General features: G+C 64.7%; 13 protein-coding genes. 7 read left to right on the plus strand and 6 right to left on the minus strand.

Annotation, left to right across the window (positions count from 1 at the left end):
• The 4 genes from AB4Y44_RS41415 to AB4Y44_RS41430 all read left to right on the plus strand — a co-directional run.
• Nucleotides 1-591, plus strand: a 591-nt coding sequence (locus tag AB4Y44_RS41415) for an ABC transporter permease (RefSeq protein WP_368702714.1), incomplete at its 5' end; no start/stop codon positions are given.
• A 66-nt stretch (nucleotides 592-657) separates the two neighbouring features.
• On the plus strand, nucleotides 658-1896 hold the full coding sequence (locus tag AB4Y44_RS41420; RefSeq protein ID WP_368702715.1) for an SfnB family sulfur acquisition oxidoreductase: 1239 nt from the start codon (nucleotides 658-660) through the stop codon (nucleotides 1894-1896).
• Between the two features lie 24 nt (nucleotides 1897-1920).
• Entirely contained in the window at nucleotides 1921-2979 is a 1059-nt protein-coding gene (locus tag AB4Y44_RS41425; protein ID WP_342922908.1) for a substrate-binding domain-containing protein, read from the plus strand.
• An 88-nt stretch (nucleotides 2980-3067) separates the two neighbouring features.
• Complete coding sequence (locus AB4Y44_RS41430) at nucleotides 3068-4015, plus strand: TauD/TfdA dioxygenase family protein (protein ID WP_368702716.1); 948 nt, start codon at nucleotides 3068-3070, stop codon at nucleotides 4013-4015.
• 372 nt (nucleotides 4016-4387) lie between these two features.
• Here AB4Y44_RS41430 and AB4Y44_RS41435 read toward each other — a convergent pair whose 3' ends face one another.
• The 4 genes from AB4Y44_RS41435 to AB4Y44_RS41450 form a co-directional block, all read right to left on the minus strand.
• The gene (locus tag AB4Y44_RS41435) at nucleotides 4388-5194 is read right to left on the minus strand and encodes an oxidoreductase (RefSeq protein WP_368702717.1); all 807 of its coding nucleotides are present in this window, start codon (nucleotides 5192-5194) and stop codon (nucleotides 4388-4390) included.
• Between the two features lie 31 nt (nucleotides 5195-5225).
• On the minus strand, nucleotides 5226-8366 hold the full coding sequence (locus AB4Y44_RS41440) for an efflux RND transporter permease subunit (RefSeq protein WP_368702718.1): 3141 nt from the start codon (nucleotides 8364-8366) through the stop codon (nucleotides 5226-5228).
• On the minus strand, nucleotides 8363-9478 hold the full coding sequence (locus tag AB4Y44_RS41445; RefSeq protein WP_368702719.1) for an efflux RND transporter periplasmic adaptor subunit: 1116 nt from the start codon (nucleotides 9476-9478) through the stop codon (nucleotides 8363-8365). The genes AB4Y44_RS41440 and AB4Y44_RS41445 overlap by 4 nt, the downstream gene beginning before the upstream one ends.
• 82 nt (nucleotides 9479-9560) lie before the next feature.
• The gene (locus AB4Y44_RS41450) at nucleotides 9561-10178 is read right to left on the minus strand and encodes a TetR/AcrR family transcriptional regulator (protein ID WP_368702720.1); all 618 of its coding nucleotides are present in this window, start codon (nucleotides 10176-10178) and stop codon (nucleotides 9561-9563) included.
• A gap of 76 nt (nucleotides 10179-10254) precedes the next feature.
• On the opposite strand from AB4Y44_RS41450, the gene AB4Y44_RS41455 reads away from it, so the two are divergent.
• Nucleotides 10255-11712 carry an efflux transporter outer membrane subunit gene (locus tag AB4Y44_RS41455; RefSeq protein WP_368702721.1) on the plus strand — a complete coding sequence of 486 codons (1458 nt, stop codon included), beginning with the start codon at nucleotides 10255-10257 and terminating at the stop codon, nucleotides 11710-11712.
• A 229-nt stretch (nucleotides 11713-11941) separates the two neighbouring features.
• Here AB4Y44_RS41455 and AB4Y44_RS41460 read toward each other — a convergent pair whose 3' ends face one another.
• Nucleotides 11942-12577, minus strand: a complete 636-nt coding sequence (locus tag AB4Y44_RS41460) for a LysE family translocator (protein WP_368702722.1) — start codon at nucleotides 12575-12577, stop codon at nucleotides 11942-11944.
• 395 nt (nucleotides 12578-12972) lie between these two features.
• Between AB4Y44_RS41460 and AB4Y44_RS41465 the strand changes: the two genes are divergently transcribed.
• Nucleotides 12973-13197: a hypothetical protein gene (locus AB4Y44_RS41465; protein WP_028205419.1), complete on the plus strand. Its 225-nt coding sequence runs from the start codon at nucleotides 12973-12975 to the stop codon at nucleotides 13195-13197.
• Between the two features lie 158 nt (nucleotides 13198-13355).
• Here AB4Y44_RS41465 and AB4Y44_RS41470 read toward each other — a convergent pair whose 3' ends face one another.
• A complete protein-coding gene (locus AB4Y44_RS41470) occupies nucleotides 13356-14654 on the minus strand; it encodes an MFS transporter (protein WP_368702723.1) in 1299 nt (432 codons plus the stop codon).
• 95 nt (nucleotides 14655-14749) lie between these two features.
• On the opposite strand from AB4Y44_RS41470, the gene AB4Y44_RS41475 reads away from it, so the two are divergent.
• Nucleotides 14750-15153 (plus strand): LysR family transcriptional regulator (locus AB4Y44_RS41475; protein WP_368702724.1); only part of this gene is annotated, 404 nt, incomplete at its 3' end.

Below are 15153 nucleotides of genomic sequence, written 5' to 3' on the forward strand. Positions count from 1 at the left end.
TTTCCCACCGGGGGCGGCTCGCTGGCGCGGGGCACGATCCTGCCCGACGGCACCGAAGCGAGCGGCACGTTCCCCGACGCGTTCCTCGCGCTAGGGCGCGCACGGATCTTCGACGTGGTGCCGGTGCCTGTCATCGTGCTGCTCGTGCTGACCGCGCTCATCTCATTCGTCATGGGCTCCACGCGCTGGGGCCGGGTGGTCTATGCGATCGGCGGCAACGAGACGGCAGCCCGGCTGGCCGGCGCGCCAACGGCCCGCTACCGGCTGGCGGCCTATGTCGCTTCCGCGACGATCGCCTCGCTCGGCGGACTGCTGATCGCCGCGCGCGTGGGGCGAGGCGACGTGAGCGCGGGGCATTCGTTGCTCCTCGATGCGGTGGCGGCCGCGCTGGTTGGCTACGCCGTGTGGGGCGCGAAGCGGCCCAATGTGCCGGGCACGGTGATCGGCGCGGTGTTCGTCGGCGTGCTGCTCAATGGGCTCACGATGCTCAACGCGCCGTATTACCTGCAGGACTTCATCAAGGGCGCATTGCTGGTCGTGGCGCTGGCGTTCACGTTCAGCATCGGGCGCCGGGCGGAAGGGCGCAACTGAGGCCGGCAGACGTCCGGCAATGTTGCGGTTGGCAAAACTACACAATCTGGTCGAGTGGAGCAAATCATGGCAGAGACACTGGCAGGCAGCGAGACACTGGGCGCCGCTCCCTTAACGGAAGCCGCGCATGTGATTGCTACGGAAAGCGAAGCGATTGCGGTCGCAACGGAGCTGGCCGCGCGGCTGGCCGTTGGCGCTGCGCAGCGCGACAGCGAGCGGCGCCTGCCGCACGAGGAGATCGAGTGGTTCTCGCGCTCGGGGCTATGGGGTATCACGGTGCCCAAAGCATATGGCGGCGCTGGCGTGTCTAGCGTCACGCTCACGGAGGTGGTCAAGATCATTTCTGCTGCGGACCCGTCGCTCGGGCAACTGCCGCAGAATCACTTCGGCCTCGTCGACGTGATCACGTTGACCGGCACCGAGGAGCATAAGCGCGAGCTGTTCGGCGAAGTCCTCGCCGGCAAGCGCTTTGGCAACGGCTTTTCGGAAAAGGGCACAAAACACGTGCTCGACCTGAAGACGCGCGTGAGCCGCGACGGCGATGACTACGTCGTGGACGGCACCAAGTTTTATTCGACGGGCGCCCTGTTCGCGCACTACGTTCCCGTGCTCGGGCTCGACGAGGACCGCAGGGGCTGGCTCGCCTATATTCCGCGCGGCACGCAAGGGCTCAGCGTGGTGGACGACTGGTCCGGTTTCGGTCAACGCACCACCGCTAGCGGCACCGTGACGCTCGACAACGTGCGCGTGCCGGCAAGGCTCGTGTTGCCCGCGCATCGCGTGTCGGAGCAGCCCACGCTCAATGGTCCGCTCTCGCAGATCATCCAGGCAGCCATCGACGCGGGCATTGCCCGCGCGGCGATCGAAGACACGCTCGCGTTCGTGCGCTCACGCTCGCGGCCGTGGGTCGATAGCGGCGTCGACCGTGCAAGCGACGACCCCCTGACGATCCGCGAGGTCGGCAATCTGCATATCCAGTTGCATGCCGCCGAGGCCTTGCTCGAGCGCGCGGCGCGTGTGCTCGATGAACTCGCCGCAAAGGGCGAGACGACGGAGGATGACGTGGCGCGCGCTTCGGTCGCCGTGGGGGAAGCGAAGGTGCTCACGACACAAGTCGCGCTGCTGGCCGGCGAGAAGCTGTTCGAACTGGCCGGCACGCAGTCGACGCTGGACGTGCACAACCTCGACCGCCACTGGCGCAACGCACGAACGCACACGCTGCACGATCCGGTGCGCTGGAAGTATCACCTTGTTGGCAATTACTACCTCAACGGCGTCAAGCCGGCACGTCACGCCTGGAACTAATCACAACGCACAAACGGGAACGTCATGAAGACATCGATTCAACGGCTCATTCGCAACAGCGCGCTGGCGCTCTGCACGGCGGGCCTGTTCAGCACGCTCACGGCGCAGGCCGCTGCACTGGCTGGCGCCCCGGCGCCGTTCGACAAAGGCGGCGTGAAAGTCGCGCTGGTCAATTATCTTTCGGAGGGCGACTTCTTCCAGGCCTACGAGGCGGGCGCGCAGAAGCAGGCGAAGGCGCTAGGCATCGACCTGCGCATTTACGAAGGGCGCCAGGACGCGGCCGAGCAGCGCGACCAGATCCAGCAGGCCATCAATCTGGGCGTGTCGGCGATCATCGTCAATCACGGCTTGCCCGAGTCGCTCAAGGATGTTGTGCAGCAGGCGCTCGACAAGGGCATCAAGGTCGTCGCGTTCGACGTCAATCTGGCCAATCCCAAGGTCCCGCAAATCGAGCAGAGCGACCATGACCTGGCTTCGCTGCTGCTGACGCAGGCCGTCAAGGACAATGGCAACGCGTTTTCGGCGGGCTATGTGTACGTAGCGGGCTTTGCGCCGCTCGACCGGCGCGACGCCGTCTGGCAGGCGTTCAAGCGCGATCACCCAGGCGTCCGGGAAAAGGCGCACTGGGGCACCGTGGACAATCCGATCGCGCAGTCGGTTGCCAATCAGGCGGCTGCCGCCTACCGCGCCCATCCGGATATTCGTGTGGTCATTGCCCCCTATGACGAATTTGCGCGCGGCGCCAATCTCGCGGCGAATGAATCGAATCTGGCGAGCAAGGTGCGGATCTACAGCGCGGACATCTCGACTGCCGACATCGAGGCGATCCGTGCGCCGAACAGCGCGTGGGTCGCCACCGCGGCGACCAACCCCGCCGTGGTGGGCGCCGTGTCGGTGCGCGCCGCGGCGCTCGACGTGGCCGGGCAGCCGCTCGACCACCACATCCTCGTGAAGCCCACGCTCGTCACGCGCGACGATCTGGTGAAGAACGATATCCACACCATCGCGGAGCTGGGGGCGAAATTCCCGGCATTCCGGGCCAGCGACGCGGCGACGGCGGCCTGGATTCCCGTCGAACAGTGACCTTGATGGGGGCGCTCGACGTTAGTCATTGCGCTTCTTTCGATCTGACTCATCGGAGCGCGTATTACGCTTTCAACCGGAAATCGTCATGAGCACAGCCGTCGTCCCAGAAGAAGCCCAGGTCGTTGTCCAGCCGCTTTCAGCCCATATTGGCGCCGAAATCAGCGGTGTCGATCTTTCCCGGCCCCTGACACCAGCGCAGATCAAGGCTATCCGCGGCGCGTTGCTCGAATGGCGCGTGATCTTTTTCCGCGAGCAGTTCCTCAGTCATGAACAGCACGTTGCCTTCTCGGCACAGTTCGGCGAGTTGACCGTCGGGCATCCCGTCTTCGGCCACGTCGAAGGACACCCGCAGATCTATTCGATTTCCAGGTTTCGCAAGGCGACGCGCTTCGAGGGAGAGCCACTTCTGCGACCATGGACAGGCTGGCATACCGATGTAACAGCAGCGGTCAACCCACCTTTTGCGTCGATCCTGCGCGGCGTGACGATCCCGCCATTCGGTGGCGACACGCAGTGGACCAATCTCGTTGTTGCCTATGAGAAGCTCTCCGCGCCGCTGCGCGCTTTCATCGACGGACTACGCGGCGTGCATCGCTTCGCTGCGCCGCAGGGTGCGCGCGGCACAGACGCGTTCGACAAGGCCGTCAAGGACCAGACGCTTGTGAGCGAGCATCCATTGGTGCGCGTGCACCCGGAGACGGGGGAGCGCGCGCTTTACGTGAGTCCCGGCTTCCTGAAGGCGATCGTCGGGCTTGCGCCGCGCGAGAGCCAGGTCCTGCTCGAGCTGCTTTGGGAGCACGTCACGCGCTCCGCTTTCACGGTGCGGTTCAAATGGGAGCCCGGCAGCGTGGCATTCTGGGACAATCGCTCGACGGCGCATCTTGCGCCAACGGATATATTTGATCTCGACGTTGACCGACAGCTTTACCGCACCACGCTCGTCGGCGACGTTCCTGTTGGGGTTGATGGGAGGCCGTCCGTTTCTTTGCAGGGCTCGCCAGTGGGAGCAGCGGCGGCTGTGGCGGTGAACTGATCCAGCATGCGAAATCGGGCGAAGTCTGGTTCAAACGTGCCTTCGGATGTCTTTTGACGACGGACGGCTATTCCTTGCGTTCCATGACACACCTCGCAGAGCGAGTATGCTCCTTTCAAGGTGTCCACTGAACGGGCCACCGTGTCGACACGCGTGTCACCCGGCCGCCGCGGCTGCAAAATGAGTCTGGAAAGCGTGCATTGCGCGCTCGGCAAAAAATGGTTGAGTGCAAGAGCGGAGATATCTCCGATTGCGAGCATCGGCGACGCGTCGAGGTCGTCATGACCATGGACGTCCGCACCTGATTACTCGTCGGCGCAGGGCGCGCTCGCGAACGTGATGCACAGACCACGCTGCGGCGAGAAGAAAACTTCACACTAGCCCGAAAGTTTTCCTCAAGCTGGAATCCACCGGACCGGAGGGCATGAAGCGCCGCAATTTGCGCAACAGGGATGCTTCGCCGGCCGGTGTGCGACGCATACGCCAGGTGCCAAGCGCCGCTTCGACGATCGTGTCTGCCACGCCGTCGGGCGCGGGGGCACCTTTGACACTGTTGACGACAGCGTTCGATGCCAGGGCCCGCTCGCGATCATAGTCAGCGATTTTCGAGCTTGCCAGTGGGGCGTTGATGTCCAGGTTGGTCCTGGTAAAAGATGGTTCGACCAATGTTACCCGGATGCCGAACTGGCGCACCTCATGATCCAGCGTCTCGGTCAGCCCTTCGACGGCATGCTTGGACGCCGAATAGAGGCCCATGTACGGGGCGGGCAAGAAGCCAAGCACCGAACTGACATTGACGATCCTTCCTCCACGTTGTTCTCGCATGTGAGGGAGTACTACCTGTGTCGTGCGCAGGATGCTCAAGACGTTGGTATCGAACAGCGACAGGGCCTCGGCAGTCGAAGTTTCCTCCACGGCACCGATCAGGCTCGTTCCTGCATTGTTGACCAGCACGTCGATTCGCCCGGCGCGTTCGATGACGGACTGGATTCCGGCCTTGACCGAAGCATCGTCGCGAACATCCATCTCGACAAGCTCGACTCCGGAGACAGGCACCGCCTTTGCAAGGCTGCGCACTGTGCCAAACACGCGACAACCTCGCCGCGCAAACTTTTCGGCGGTGGCGCGTCCGATACCCGATGACACGCCGGTCACAACGACAACCGTGGAATTCGACATGAACAGCTCCGTTTGGTGAGTTGATGGTGTTCTAACTGCGCGCTTCGAGCGCATCCCGTGTCATCGTCTCTGAATGCGATGACTGCTGATCCCGGCTCTTGTGCGAACCCGCGGCGTTGCCGGGGCGGATCCTGAACCAGATGGAATACATGGCCGGCAGGAACACCAGGGTTAGAATTGTCCCGGCGAACGTGCCGCCGATCAGCGTATAGGCAAGGGTTCCCCAGAACACCGAATGCGTCAGCGGGATGAAGGCCAGGATCGCCGCCATGGCCGTCAGGATCACCGGGCGGGCACGCTGCACGGTCGCTTCGACAACCGCATGGAACGGATCCAGCCCGGCATGTTCGTTCTGATGGATCTGCCCGATCAGGATCAGCGTGTTGCGCATCAGGATGCCCGAGAGCGCGATGAGGCCGACCAGCGCATTGATACCGAACGGCTGCCGGAACAGGATCAAAGTCGGCACGACGCCAATGAGGCCGAGCGGACTCGTCAGGAACACCATCACCATCGCGGAAATCGAGCGAACCTGGAGAATGATGATGACCAGCGTGATCGCCAGCATGATCGGGAACAGCGGCAACATGGCGGTCGTCGCCTTGGCCGATTCCTCGATGGAGCCCGCCTGCTCGATGCGATAGCCGCTGGGCAGCTTTGTGATGATCGACTGAAGCTGCCCGGTGATCGCCGTTGATACGTCCGGTGGCTGCAGGTTGTCGGCAATGTCGCCACGCACCGTGATCGTCGGCACGCGGTCGCGCCAGCGCATGATCGGCTCTTCCATGCGCACGTCGACCTTGCCCACCTGCGACAGCGGAATGCGCTGCCCGTTGGCGCCAGCCAGCGTGAAGTCGCCGAGCCGGGCCGGGTCCAGACGCACATCGCCAGCCGAACGCGCCACAACCTGCACGGTTCGAATGTCCTCGCGCACGGCGGTGACAGGCACGCCGGTGAGCAGGAACTGCAGTTGTTGCGCGACGGCGCTTGAGGTGAGCCCCACCGCCTGCAGACGGTCCTGCTGCAACGTGAAGTGCAGCGTGGGCGAGCGCGTGCCCCAGTCGGTGTTGACCGTGCGCATCATCGGACTGGCCTCCATCACCTGCTGGACTTCAGCCGCGATACCGCGCAGCTTGTCCTGGTCCGGACCGGTGACGCGATAGGCGACCGGGAACGGCGAATACGGCCCGAACACGAGTTGCGTGACCCGCACGCGCGCTTCCGGGGCGAGACCGTCAGCGATGGCCCGACGCAGCCGCTGCTTCAGCGTGTCGCGCTCCTCCTGACTGTCCGTCCGGACCACGATCTTGGCGAACGACGGATCGGGCAATTCCGGCCCCATGGCCAGGTAAAAGCGCGGCGCACCTTGCCCGACGTAAGCCGTGACGATCCTGGCTTCCTTTTGTTTAGCCAGCCACGCCTCCACCTTATCGGCAGCGGCGCTGGTTTGGGAAATGGATGTTCCGTAGGGCATCTGCACCTCGACGAGCACTTCGGGACGGTCGGAGATCGGGAAGAACTGCTTCTTGACCACGCCCATGCCGAGAATAGCCAGGACGAAGAGCCCCACCACCGAACCGGCGACCAGCCATTTGCGCACGATGACGCGCGTGAGCAGTTGACGGAAGCGGTTATAGCGTGGCGTGTCATAGATCGCGTCGTGGCCGCCTTCGACCTTTTTGAAGTCGGGCAGCATCTTCACGCCGAGGTAGGGCGTGAAGACCACGGCAACGACCCACGATGCGATCAGGGCAATGCCGACGATCCAGAACATGTTGCTGGTGTATTCGCCTGCGGTGGATCTCGCGAAGCCGTTGGGCATGAAGCCGACAGCCGTCACCAGCGTGCCCGAGAGCATGGGTGCGGCGGTATGGCTCCAGGCATACGCAGAGGCGGCCACACGGCTGTAGCCTTCCTCCATCTTCACCACCATCATTTCAATGGCGATGATCGCGTCGTCCACCAGCAGGCCCAGCGCCAGGATCAGGGATCCCAGCGTGATGCGGTCGAAGTTCTTGCCCGTTGCGGCCATCACCACGAACACGATGGCCAGCGTCAACGGCACGGCGGCGGCAACCACCAGGCCTGCGCGCCAGCCCATGCTCACGAAACTCACGAGCATGACCACCAGCAGAGCGGCGATAAACTTGAGCATGAACTCGTCGACGGCCGAATGAATGTTGACGGCCTGATCCGTGACCTTGGTCAGGCTCATTCCCAGCGGCAGCCCGGCGTTGATTGCGCCGACCTCGCTGTCGAGTGCCTTGCCGAGATCGAGCCCGTTCCAGCCGTCGCGCATCACGATGCCGAGCAGCAAGGCCGGTTCGCCGTTGTTGCGGATCATGAATGTCGCCGGATCTTCATAACCGCGCTCGACTGTGGCAATGTCCGACAGCTTCAGCGTGCGACCTTGCACGACGACCGGCGTATCGCGGATCTTCTGCAGCTTGTCAAAGGCGCCGTCCAGGCGAATCAACACTTCCGGACCTTTGGTCTCCACCGAGCCCGCTGGCGTCAGGGCGTTCTGGCCATTGAGCGCGGCGAACACGTCCTGCGGGCTGACACCGAGCGTTGCCAGCCGGTCATGCGAGAACTGGACGTAGATACGTTCGGCCTGCTCGCCGATGATGTTGACCTTCTTCACGCCCGGCACGTGCAGCAACCGCTGGCGCAGCGACTCGGCGTCGCGCACGAGCAGGCGTTGCGGTTCACCCCTGGCCTTCAGCGCAAAGAGTGCGAAGGTGACATCCGCGTACTCGTCGTTGACGATCGGCCCGATCACGCCAGCCGGAAGGTTGGCGGCTTCGTCGCTGATTTTTTTCCGGGCCTGGTAGAACTCCTCCTGCACTTCCGACGGTGGGGTGCTGTCGAGCAACGTCAGCGTCGTAAAGGCCAGGCCGGGCCGCGTGTATGTCTCGGTCCGGTCGTACCAGCGCAGTTCCTGCATGCGCTTTTCGATTTTCTCCGCGACCTGATCGTGCATTTCCTGTGCAGTGGCGCCAGGCCATGCAGTGACGATGGTCATCACCTTGATGGTGAACGCCGGGTCCTCGGCGCGACCCAGCTTGAAGAACGACAGGAGTCCGGCCAGCGAGATCAGGCAGATCAGGAACAGGGTGATGGAGCGCTCGCGCACGGCGAGCGCCGACAGGTTGAATCGACCTTCGCTCACGGGCGTGCTCCCTGGTTCGCCACCGCGACGGGCTGGCCGGACACCCGGACCTGCTCGTCTTCGCGCAGCAACTGGGCACCGAGCGCAACGACGCGGTCGCCCTGTTTCAACGCACCCGACACGCGAGCACTGTCGTCATCGAGGTGAAGGACCGTGACCGGCCGCCATGCAACCTTGGCCTGTTCTCCGTTGACGACCCACACGCCGGGCCCTTTGCCCGCGTCGAGCACCGCGCCGATCGGCACCTGCAGGCCGCCGTGGAGCGCCACGCGTGCGTCCGGTATCTCGATCGTGACGGTTGCGCCTAGTGGCGCGTCGGCCAGCACACCCTGCAGCACAAAACGCGCTTCGAAGGTGCGGGTACGCGGATCAGCCGAATCCGAGAGCTGGCGCAACGTGGCTGACACGCTGACACCGCTGTTGCCGAACAGGGTGGCCTGGGCGACCGAACCGATGGCGGGGCGCAGCGTTTCCGGTAGCTGGATGACAGCCTCGCGGCGCCCGGCGTGGGCCAGGCGCACCACGGGCTGTCCGGCGCTGACGACCTGGCCCGGTTCGGCCAGCGTCTCCATCACCACGCCATCCCCGTCCGCCACCAGCTCGGCATAGCCCGTCGCGTTGCGCGCCACGTCGGCGTCAGCCTCGGCCGCGCTGAGCTGCGCCCTGGCTGCATCGGCGGCCGCCTTGGCCTGGTCGTAGGCCGAAGCCGAGATCGCACCCGTGCCGCGCAGGTCGCGATAGCGCTCCTCATCCTGCGCGGTCTGCTGCGCCCGCGCCCGCGCGGCGGTGACCGCCTCCTGCCGGGCCTGCGCGGCAAGCTTGAGATCGACGGGGTCGAGGCGCATCAGCAACTGGCCGCGTTTGACAGTCTGGCCGGCATCCACCAGCCGCTCCAGCACCTTGCCGGAAACGCGAAATCCCAGGTCGCTTTGCACGCGTGCGGAGACGGTTCCGGTAAACGAACGGGACGCGGGGATCGCCGCCTGAACGATGGCCGTGCGCACCAGCGGTGCCTCGGTGCGCGGATCAGATGGGGCTTTTTCGCCGCAGGCCGCTAGCGCAAGTGGCAGCGCACAGGCGAGTGCGGAGGTGGCGAGGCGACGCGAGAACATGAAAGTCCCATCGATGAAGTGATGACGGCTTCCATTATGGTTCTCGTGACCATTTCAGTCAATAGTCACTATCGGGCATCGGTCAGGGCGACAGGCTTCGGAGTACCAGGCTGGAGAGCTGCGCTGGCGCGACGTCGGTGGTGTCGCGGTTGTATTGCAGTAGCAGCGGGTTCAGGTAGGGGCGCAGCACCAGATAGATCGCCATCGCGGTTTCGTCCAGCGGCGTCTTGCGCTCGAAGTCGCCACTTTGCCGGCCTTCCTGAAGAACCTCCTGGAGTAGCTTCTGGACACGTGCTTCATAAGCTTGCACTGCCTGCCAGTTTTCCGTGGCGGCCGATGCAGCGATGTCGTACAGCTTGCGGTCCCGGAAAAACAGCCTGAGGCTGGCTTCGGTACAGACTTTGAACACCCGTCGCAGCTTCTCCGGCGGCAGATCCGTCTCCGCGACCGCTGTCCGCACCTCGCTTTCGATTTCGTGCAGGCAGTTGGTACAGATCATTTCACCAATGGCCTGCTTGGATTCAAAGAACTTGTAGATGTACGCCTTCGAAAACCCGATCGCCTTGGCAAGGTCAGAGACCGTCGTTTTCTCGTAACCATATCGGCTGAAGTGCTCGGTGGCGGCGGCAACGATCTGGTCCCGCACCTCGTGGCCAGCCGGGCCGCGCGCGGGAGCGGAGGGAGTGGTGGTGTTTTTCATGGACATAGCATACAGGAATGGACAACTAGTGACTATTTGGTATTATGGTCACGACCGGAACCTCACGAAGACACTCATGCTACCCAAACACCTCCCTGCCGCGGTCATTGTCGCCAGTCTCTCGGGCTGCGCTGTAGGCCCCGACTATGTCCGGCCGGTGGTAGCCATGCCAGAGCATTTCCTGGGTCAGGCCGCGGTAGACCACCGGCAGGCGGCGGCAAGCGCAGACCTGGTCATGTGGTGGACGGGTTTCGGCGATCCGCAGCTGACACGGTTCGTTACGCTCGCGCTGGAGCAGAATCTGGACCTCGCGCAGGCCGCGGCGCGCGTCTCGCAGGCGCGCGCGGGACTCGGGGCAGCGAATGCCGCGCTGCTGCCTTCCGGCAATGTAAGCGGCCAGGCGGCCCGGGTCTACCAGTCGGTCGAAACGCCGCTGGGACGTGTCCTGAATTCAACGCCCGGTTTCGATCGCTACGGCAACGACTACGAGGCCAATTTCAGCGCGAGCTGGGAACTGGACATGTTTGGCGGGCTACGTCGCGGGCGGGAAGCGGCTCTTGCCGACTATCGGGCTTCGGAAGCCGGCGAGGTGGCCACGCGCCTGGCGGTGGCAGCACAGACTGCCGACATCTACATCACCATTCGCGGATTGCAGGCCCGTCTGCAGGTGGCGCGCAAGCAGTTGCAGACGCAGCAGGATCTGCTCTCGACCATCGACCTTCTCTATGCCAAAGGGTTGGCGGCCGACCTTCAGGTGAGCCAGGCCGAAGGGGCGCTGGCCCAGGTGCAGGCATCCATCCCTGTTCTGGAGGCCGGTCTGGATACGGCGATGAACGCACTGGATGTCATGCTGGGTGCACAGCCCGGCACGCATCGGACGGAACTCCTCGAGGGCGGCGAGATCCCTGCCGCCCCGGGAATCGCAGGCACCGGATCTCCTGGCGAGTTGCTCAGGCGTCGGCCCGATCTGATCGTGGCCGAGCGTCGCCTGGCGGCGTCGAACGCGCGTATCGGCGTGGCCATTGCCGAGTATTACCCCAAGCTGTCGCTCAGTGGACTGATCGGGAGCGCAACATCAATGGCCAGCGGCAACCTGTTCAGTAGCGGCGCCAATCAGGCAGCCGGGGTGCTGGGGCTGCGCTGGCGTCTGTTCGATTTCGGCCGCATCAATGCGCAGATCAATGAGACCAAAGGTCAGGAGGCCGAGATGCTCGCCGCGTACCGGCTTGCCGCATTGCACGCAACGGAGGACGTCGAGAATTCCTTCTCGGCACTCGTCAAGCGCGAGGAGCAGGCTGCCGTTCTGGCGCAGGGTGTGACTTCGCTCGGCCGGGCGCGAGCGGCCTCGTTTGCGGCCTACCAGAAAGGTGCCGTTAGCCTGATCGAGGTCCTGCAGGCCGATCAAGACTTGCTGCGCGCATCCGACGAGCGGGTGCAGGCACAAACGGAAGCGGCTCGCGCAGCGGTCGCCGCCTTCAAGGCGCTCGGCGGGGGGTGGCAACCCACCAATCCTGAGGCCGTTGCAAGCCGATAGGACCACCGCTCCCAACCAGTTGCAGTCGGTCCTCTCCTTTGCAAAGGCTTCCTCCGCCAATCAAGCTCGCTGTTTTGTTTTCGGCGCCCGAAGATGCGCAGCACGCACGACGCGGGTGACCGTTGGTAATTCGAGAACAGCCACAACTAGTGCAATGACCTGATTGACGGAAACGGGTCGAAAGTGTGAGTTCGCAGATGCAGCAACCATCGCTCCGCCCCCGCGAGCCTTACTGCCGAAGCAAAGCCATCATTGCGCCAAACCCGACGAATACCCCGCCCGTCACGCGATTGAACGCTTTCGCGACGCGACGGCTCTTGAGCGTCGCGCCGATGCGGGAGCCGAAACCCGCGTAGACGAGATACCAGCTCACTTCGCACACGGCGAAGGTCGCAACGAGCACGCCGAACTGCGGCAGCACCGGTCGGGTCGCGTCGATGAACTGCGGCAGGAGCGCCGCCGCGAAAAGGATCGCCTTCGGGTTGCTGCCGCCGACGAAAAAGCCGTTGCGATAGAGCGCGAACGGCGAGCGCACGGGTCGCGCGGCCACACGTTCGGCAACGTCGGCGGCGGCCTCGGGCACGGGTGCGCCCCAGGCCTTGATGCCCAGGTACACGAGGTACGCGGCGCCAATGAAGCGCAGCGCATTGAACATGGTCGGCCACGCTTGCAGGAACACGCCGAGGCCGGCCGCCGAAACGGCCAGCATCAGAACCAGTGCGGAAAGGCAGCCGGCCATGGTCGCGCTCGTGCGGCGCAGTCCGTATTGCGCGCCGTGCGACATGATGAGCAGCATGTTGGGACCGGGGATGGCGCAGACGACGAAGACGGTGACGAGGAACAGCCACCAGGTATGCAGATTCATTGCAGCGGCGAGATCAAGGAGGGCTGGAAAACGGCGAAGGGACGATTATGCCAGCGGACGTCGCGCACCAGGCCGCGGCCCGCAGGCCAGGGGCGAGCCGGCGTGCGGTGAAAACGCGGGGCCGCAAAAAGAAAAGCCCGCAGCGCATGCGGGCTTGAACCATGCCAAGGGAGACATGGAGGAGACAACCTCACTATAGTCAAACAATTGACGCGTCGCAATATGCGTTCGTATATAACATCGTTAATCATTGTCAGATTAATGAGTTAGTGATTGATGCGGCCATCGGGCAGGCACACAATGAAGCGGCGCGCTCGCTGGATGAAAGGCGTTGGCGCACGGGAGGCGAGACATCGCCTCGTCAGCCCGGAGCGGGTTTCAACTGGAGGGATGAAATGGGCATTCTGGACAAGGTGGGTGAAATTGCCGGTGCGGTCGCCGCTGTGGAAGGCGCCGAGAAGCTCGATCCGAACGCGGGCTTCCTGACCAAGGCAGCCGCCGCGGTTGCCGGTTTCGAGGGCGCCAAGGAAGTCGAGCAGCTAGTCGAGAAGAAGGAAGACGAAAAGCCCGCCGACGACAACACCGCGCAGCCCGCGGATGGGTCGGATCAGCAGACGTGAGCGCATTGCGGCGCGCATGACGGATTGACCGGGGAGTCTGGCGCGCTTCGCTTCGCATGGCTGCGTGTCGTCCGATACGCGAGTGGCAGCACAGGTACAGGAAAGCCGCGGCCGGATCAGCCGCGGCTTTTTCATTGGACCACTCACCGGGCGGGCCGCTAGCGCCCAGAAGCCGGCGACGCGCGATAAACGAAGCCCAGCGCGATGACAGCAACCGTGAAGCCGAGGGCGACGAGGCACACGCCGCTCCAGCGCGCCGTGGCCCACGCGGCGCCGGCCATGAGCGCGCCGGCCGCGCCGCCGATGAAGAACATTCCCACGAAAATCGCGTTGAGCCGGCCGCGCGCGGCGGGGTTGAGCAGGTTGATCGCGCGCCGCCCGAGCGTCTGGTCGGCGATGACGCCCGCATCGAGCGCAGCCGCGCCCGCAACCAGCAGGCAGAGCGCCAGCGCGGGATGCGCGGCGGGCGCAAAGCCGCCCCAGCCCGCGCCCGCCACGCCCAGCAGCACGACCGCGCCGAGCATCGTCGCGTGCGCGGCGTATTGCACCGCGCGTCCCGCGCCATGGTCGCCCAGCCGGCCCGCGAGCGGCGTGACGATCGCGCCGCTCGCACCCGCCAGCGCAAACGCGGCAATGCCGTTCATGCCGAGCGAAAACGGCGGCTGCGACAGCAGCAAGGCGACCGCGGTCCAGAACGCGGAGAAAGCGCCCAGTGCAAGCGCCGCGAGGAAGGCGCTGCGCCGCAGAACGCGCTCGGTGCGCAGCAACGTCCAGAGCGAATAGAGCAGATCGGCGTAGCGCGCCGTCACGCCCGGCATGCGCCGTGGCGTGCGCACAAAGAGGACCACCGCGAGCAGGGCGTCCGCCACCGCTTCGATGCCGTAGAACGCGCGCCAGCCGAGCGTTCCCGCAATCAGGCTCGCGAGCGGCCGTGACAGCAGAATGCCCAGCATCAGGCCGCTCATCACGTTGCCGACGGCCCGCCCGCGCCGGCTTTCGGGCGCCATCGAAGCGGCCATCGGCACGAGCATCTGGATCACGCTGGAGGTCGCCCCCGCGAGGAACGCCGCGCCGAGAAAGAGCGGGCCCGAGCGCGCCAGCGCTGCGAGGGCCAGAAAGACGGAGCAGGCAAGCAGGGTGCGGAAAATCAGCCGCCGGTTTTCGAGCAGATCGCAGAGCGGCACGAGCAGCAGCAGGCCGGCCGCGTAGCCGAGTTGCGGCAGCATGGCAACCGCGCCGACGAATTCCGGGCGCAACTCCAGCGACTGGCTCACGAGCCCGGCGAGCGGCTGGGCCGCAGACAGATTGACGACGATCACGCCGACGGCGGCGGCGAAGAACAGCGTCATCGGCAGCGTGAGCGTGGCGTGATTGGCGTGATTGGGCGGGTTGGCGTGGCTCGCGGGGGTGGCTTCGCGCGCCATCGCACGCGTACAGGTTTCAGCAGGGTGCTCCATCGATTGGCTCCGCAACGTGGCAACTCCAGCTATCGTAGGGAGCGCCACGTTATGCGACAATTGAATTATCGCGATAATCTTTATGCGGAGTCGTTGTGAACACCCGAGATCTGGAAGCCTTCGTGGCGGTGGTCGAAAGCGGCTCGCTCGTGCGCGCGTCGGAGCGGCTGTTCCTGACACAGCCGGGCCTCACGCGCCGCGTGCAGAACCTGGAGACGACGCTCGGCATCGAGCTTCTGGACCGCCAGAGCAAGCCCCTCAAGCCCACGGCCGCGGGCAACGAGGTGTACGGCCTCGCGCGCTCGGTTCTGCGTGCGGTCGACGACCTGATGTCGGTCGCCTCGCCGGAGAGCGAGCCGGTCGGCGAACTCAAGCTCGGCGTGCCGCCGTTTCTCTCGGAGCTGGCGCTCGAACAGCCTGTCGATCAATTGCGCGGCGAGTTTCCTAAACTGACGCTGCGCGTGAGGGCGGGCTGGTCGCCGGGCCTTCTCGACGAGGT

Origin of the sequence: Paraburkholderia sp. BR10937 (genome assembly GCF_040965695.1) — a bacterium.
In the GTDB taxonomy this organism is placed as follows: domain Bacteria; phylum Pseudomonadota; class Gammaproteobacteria; order Burkholderiales; family Burkholderiaceae; genus Paraburkholderia.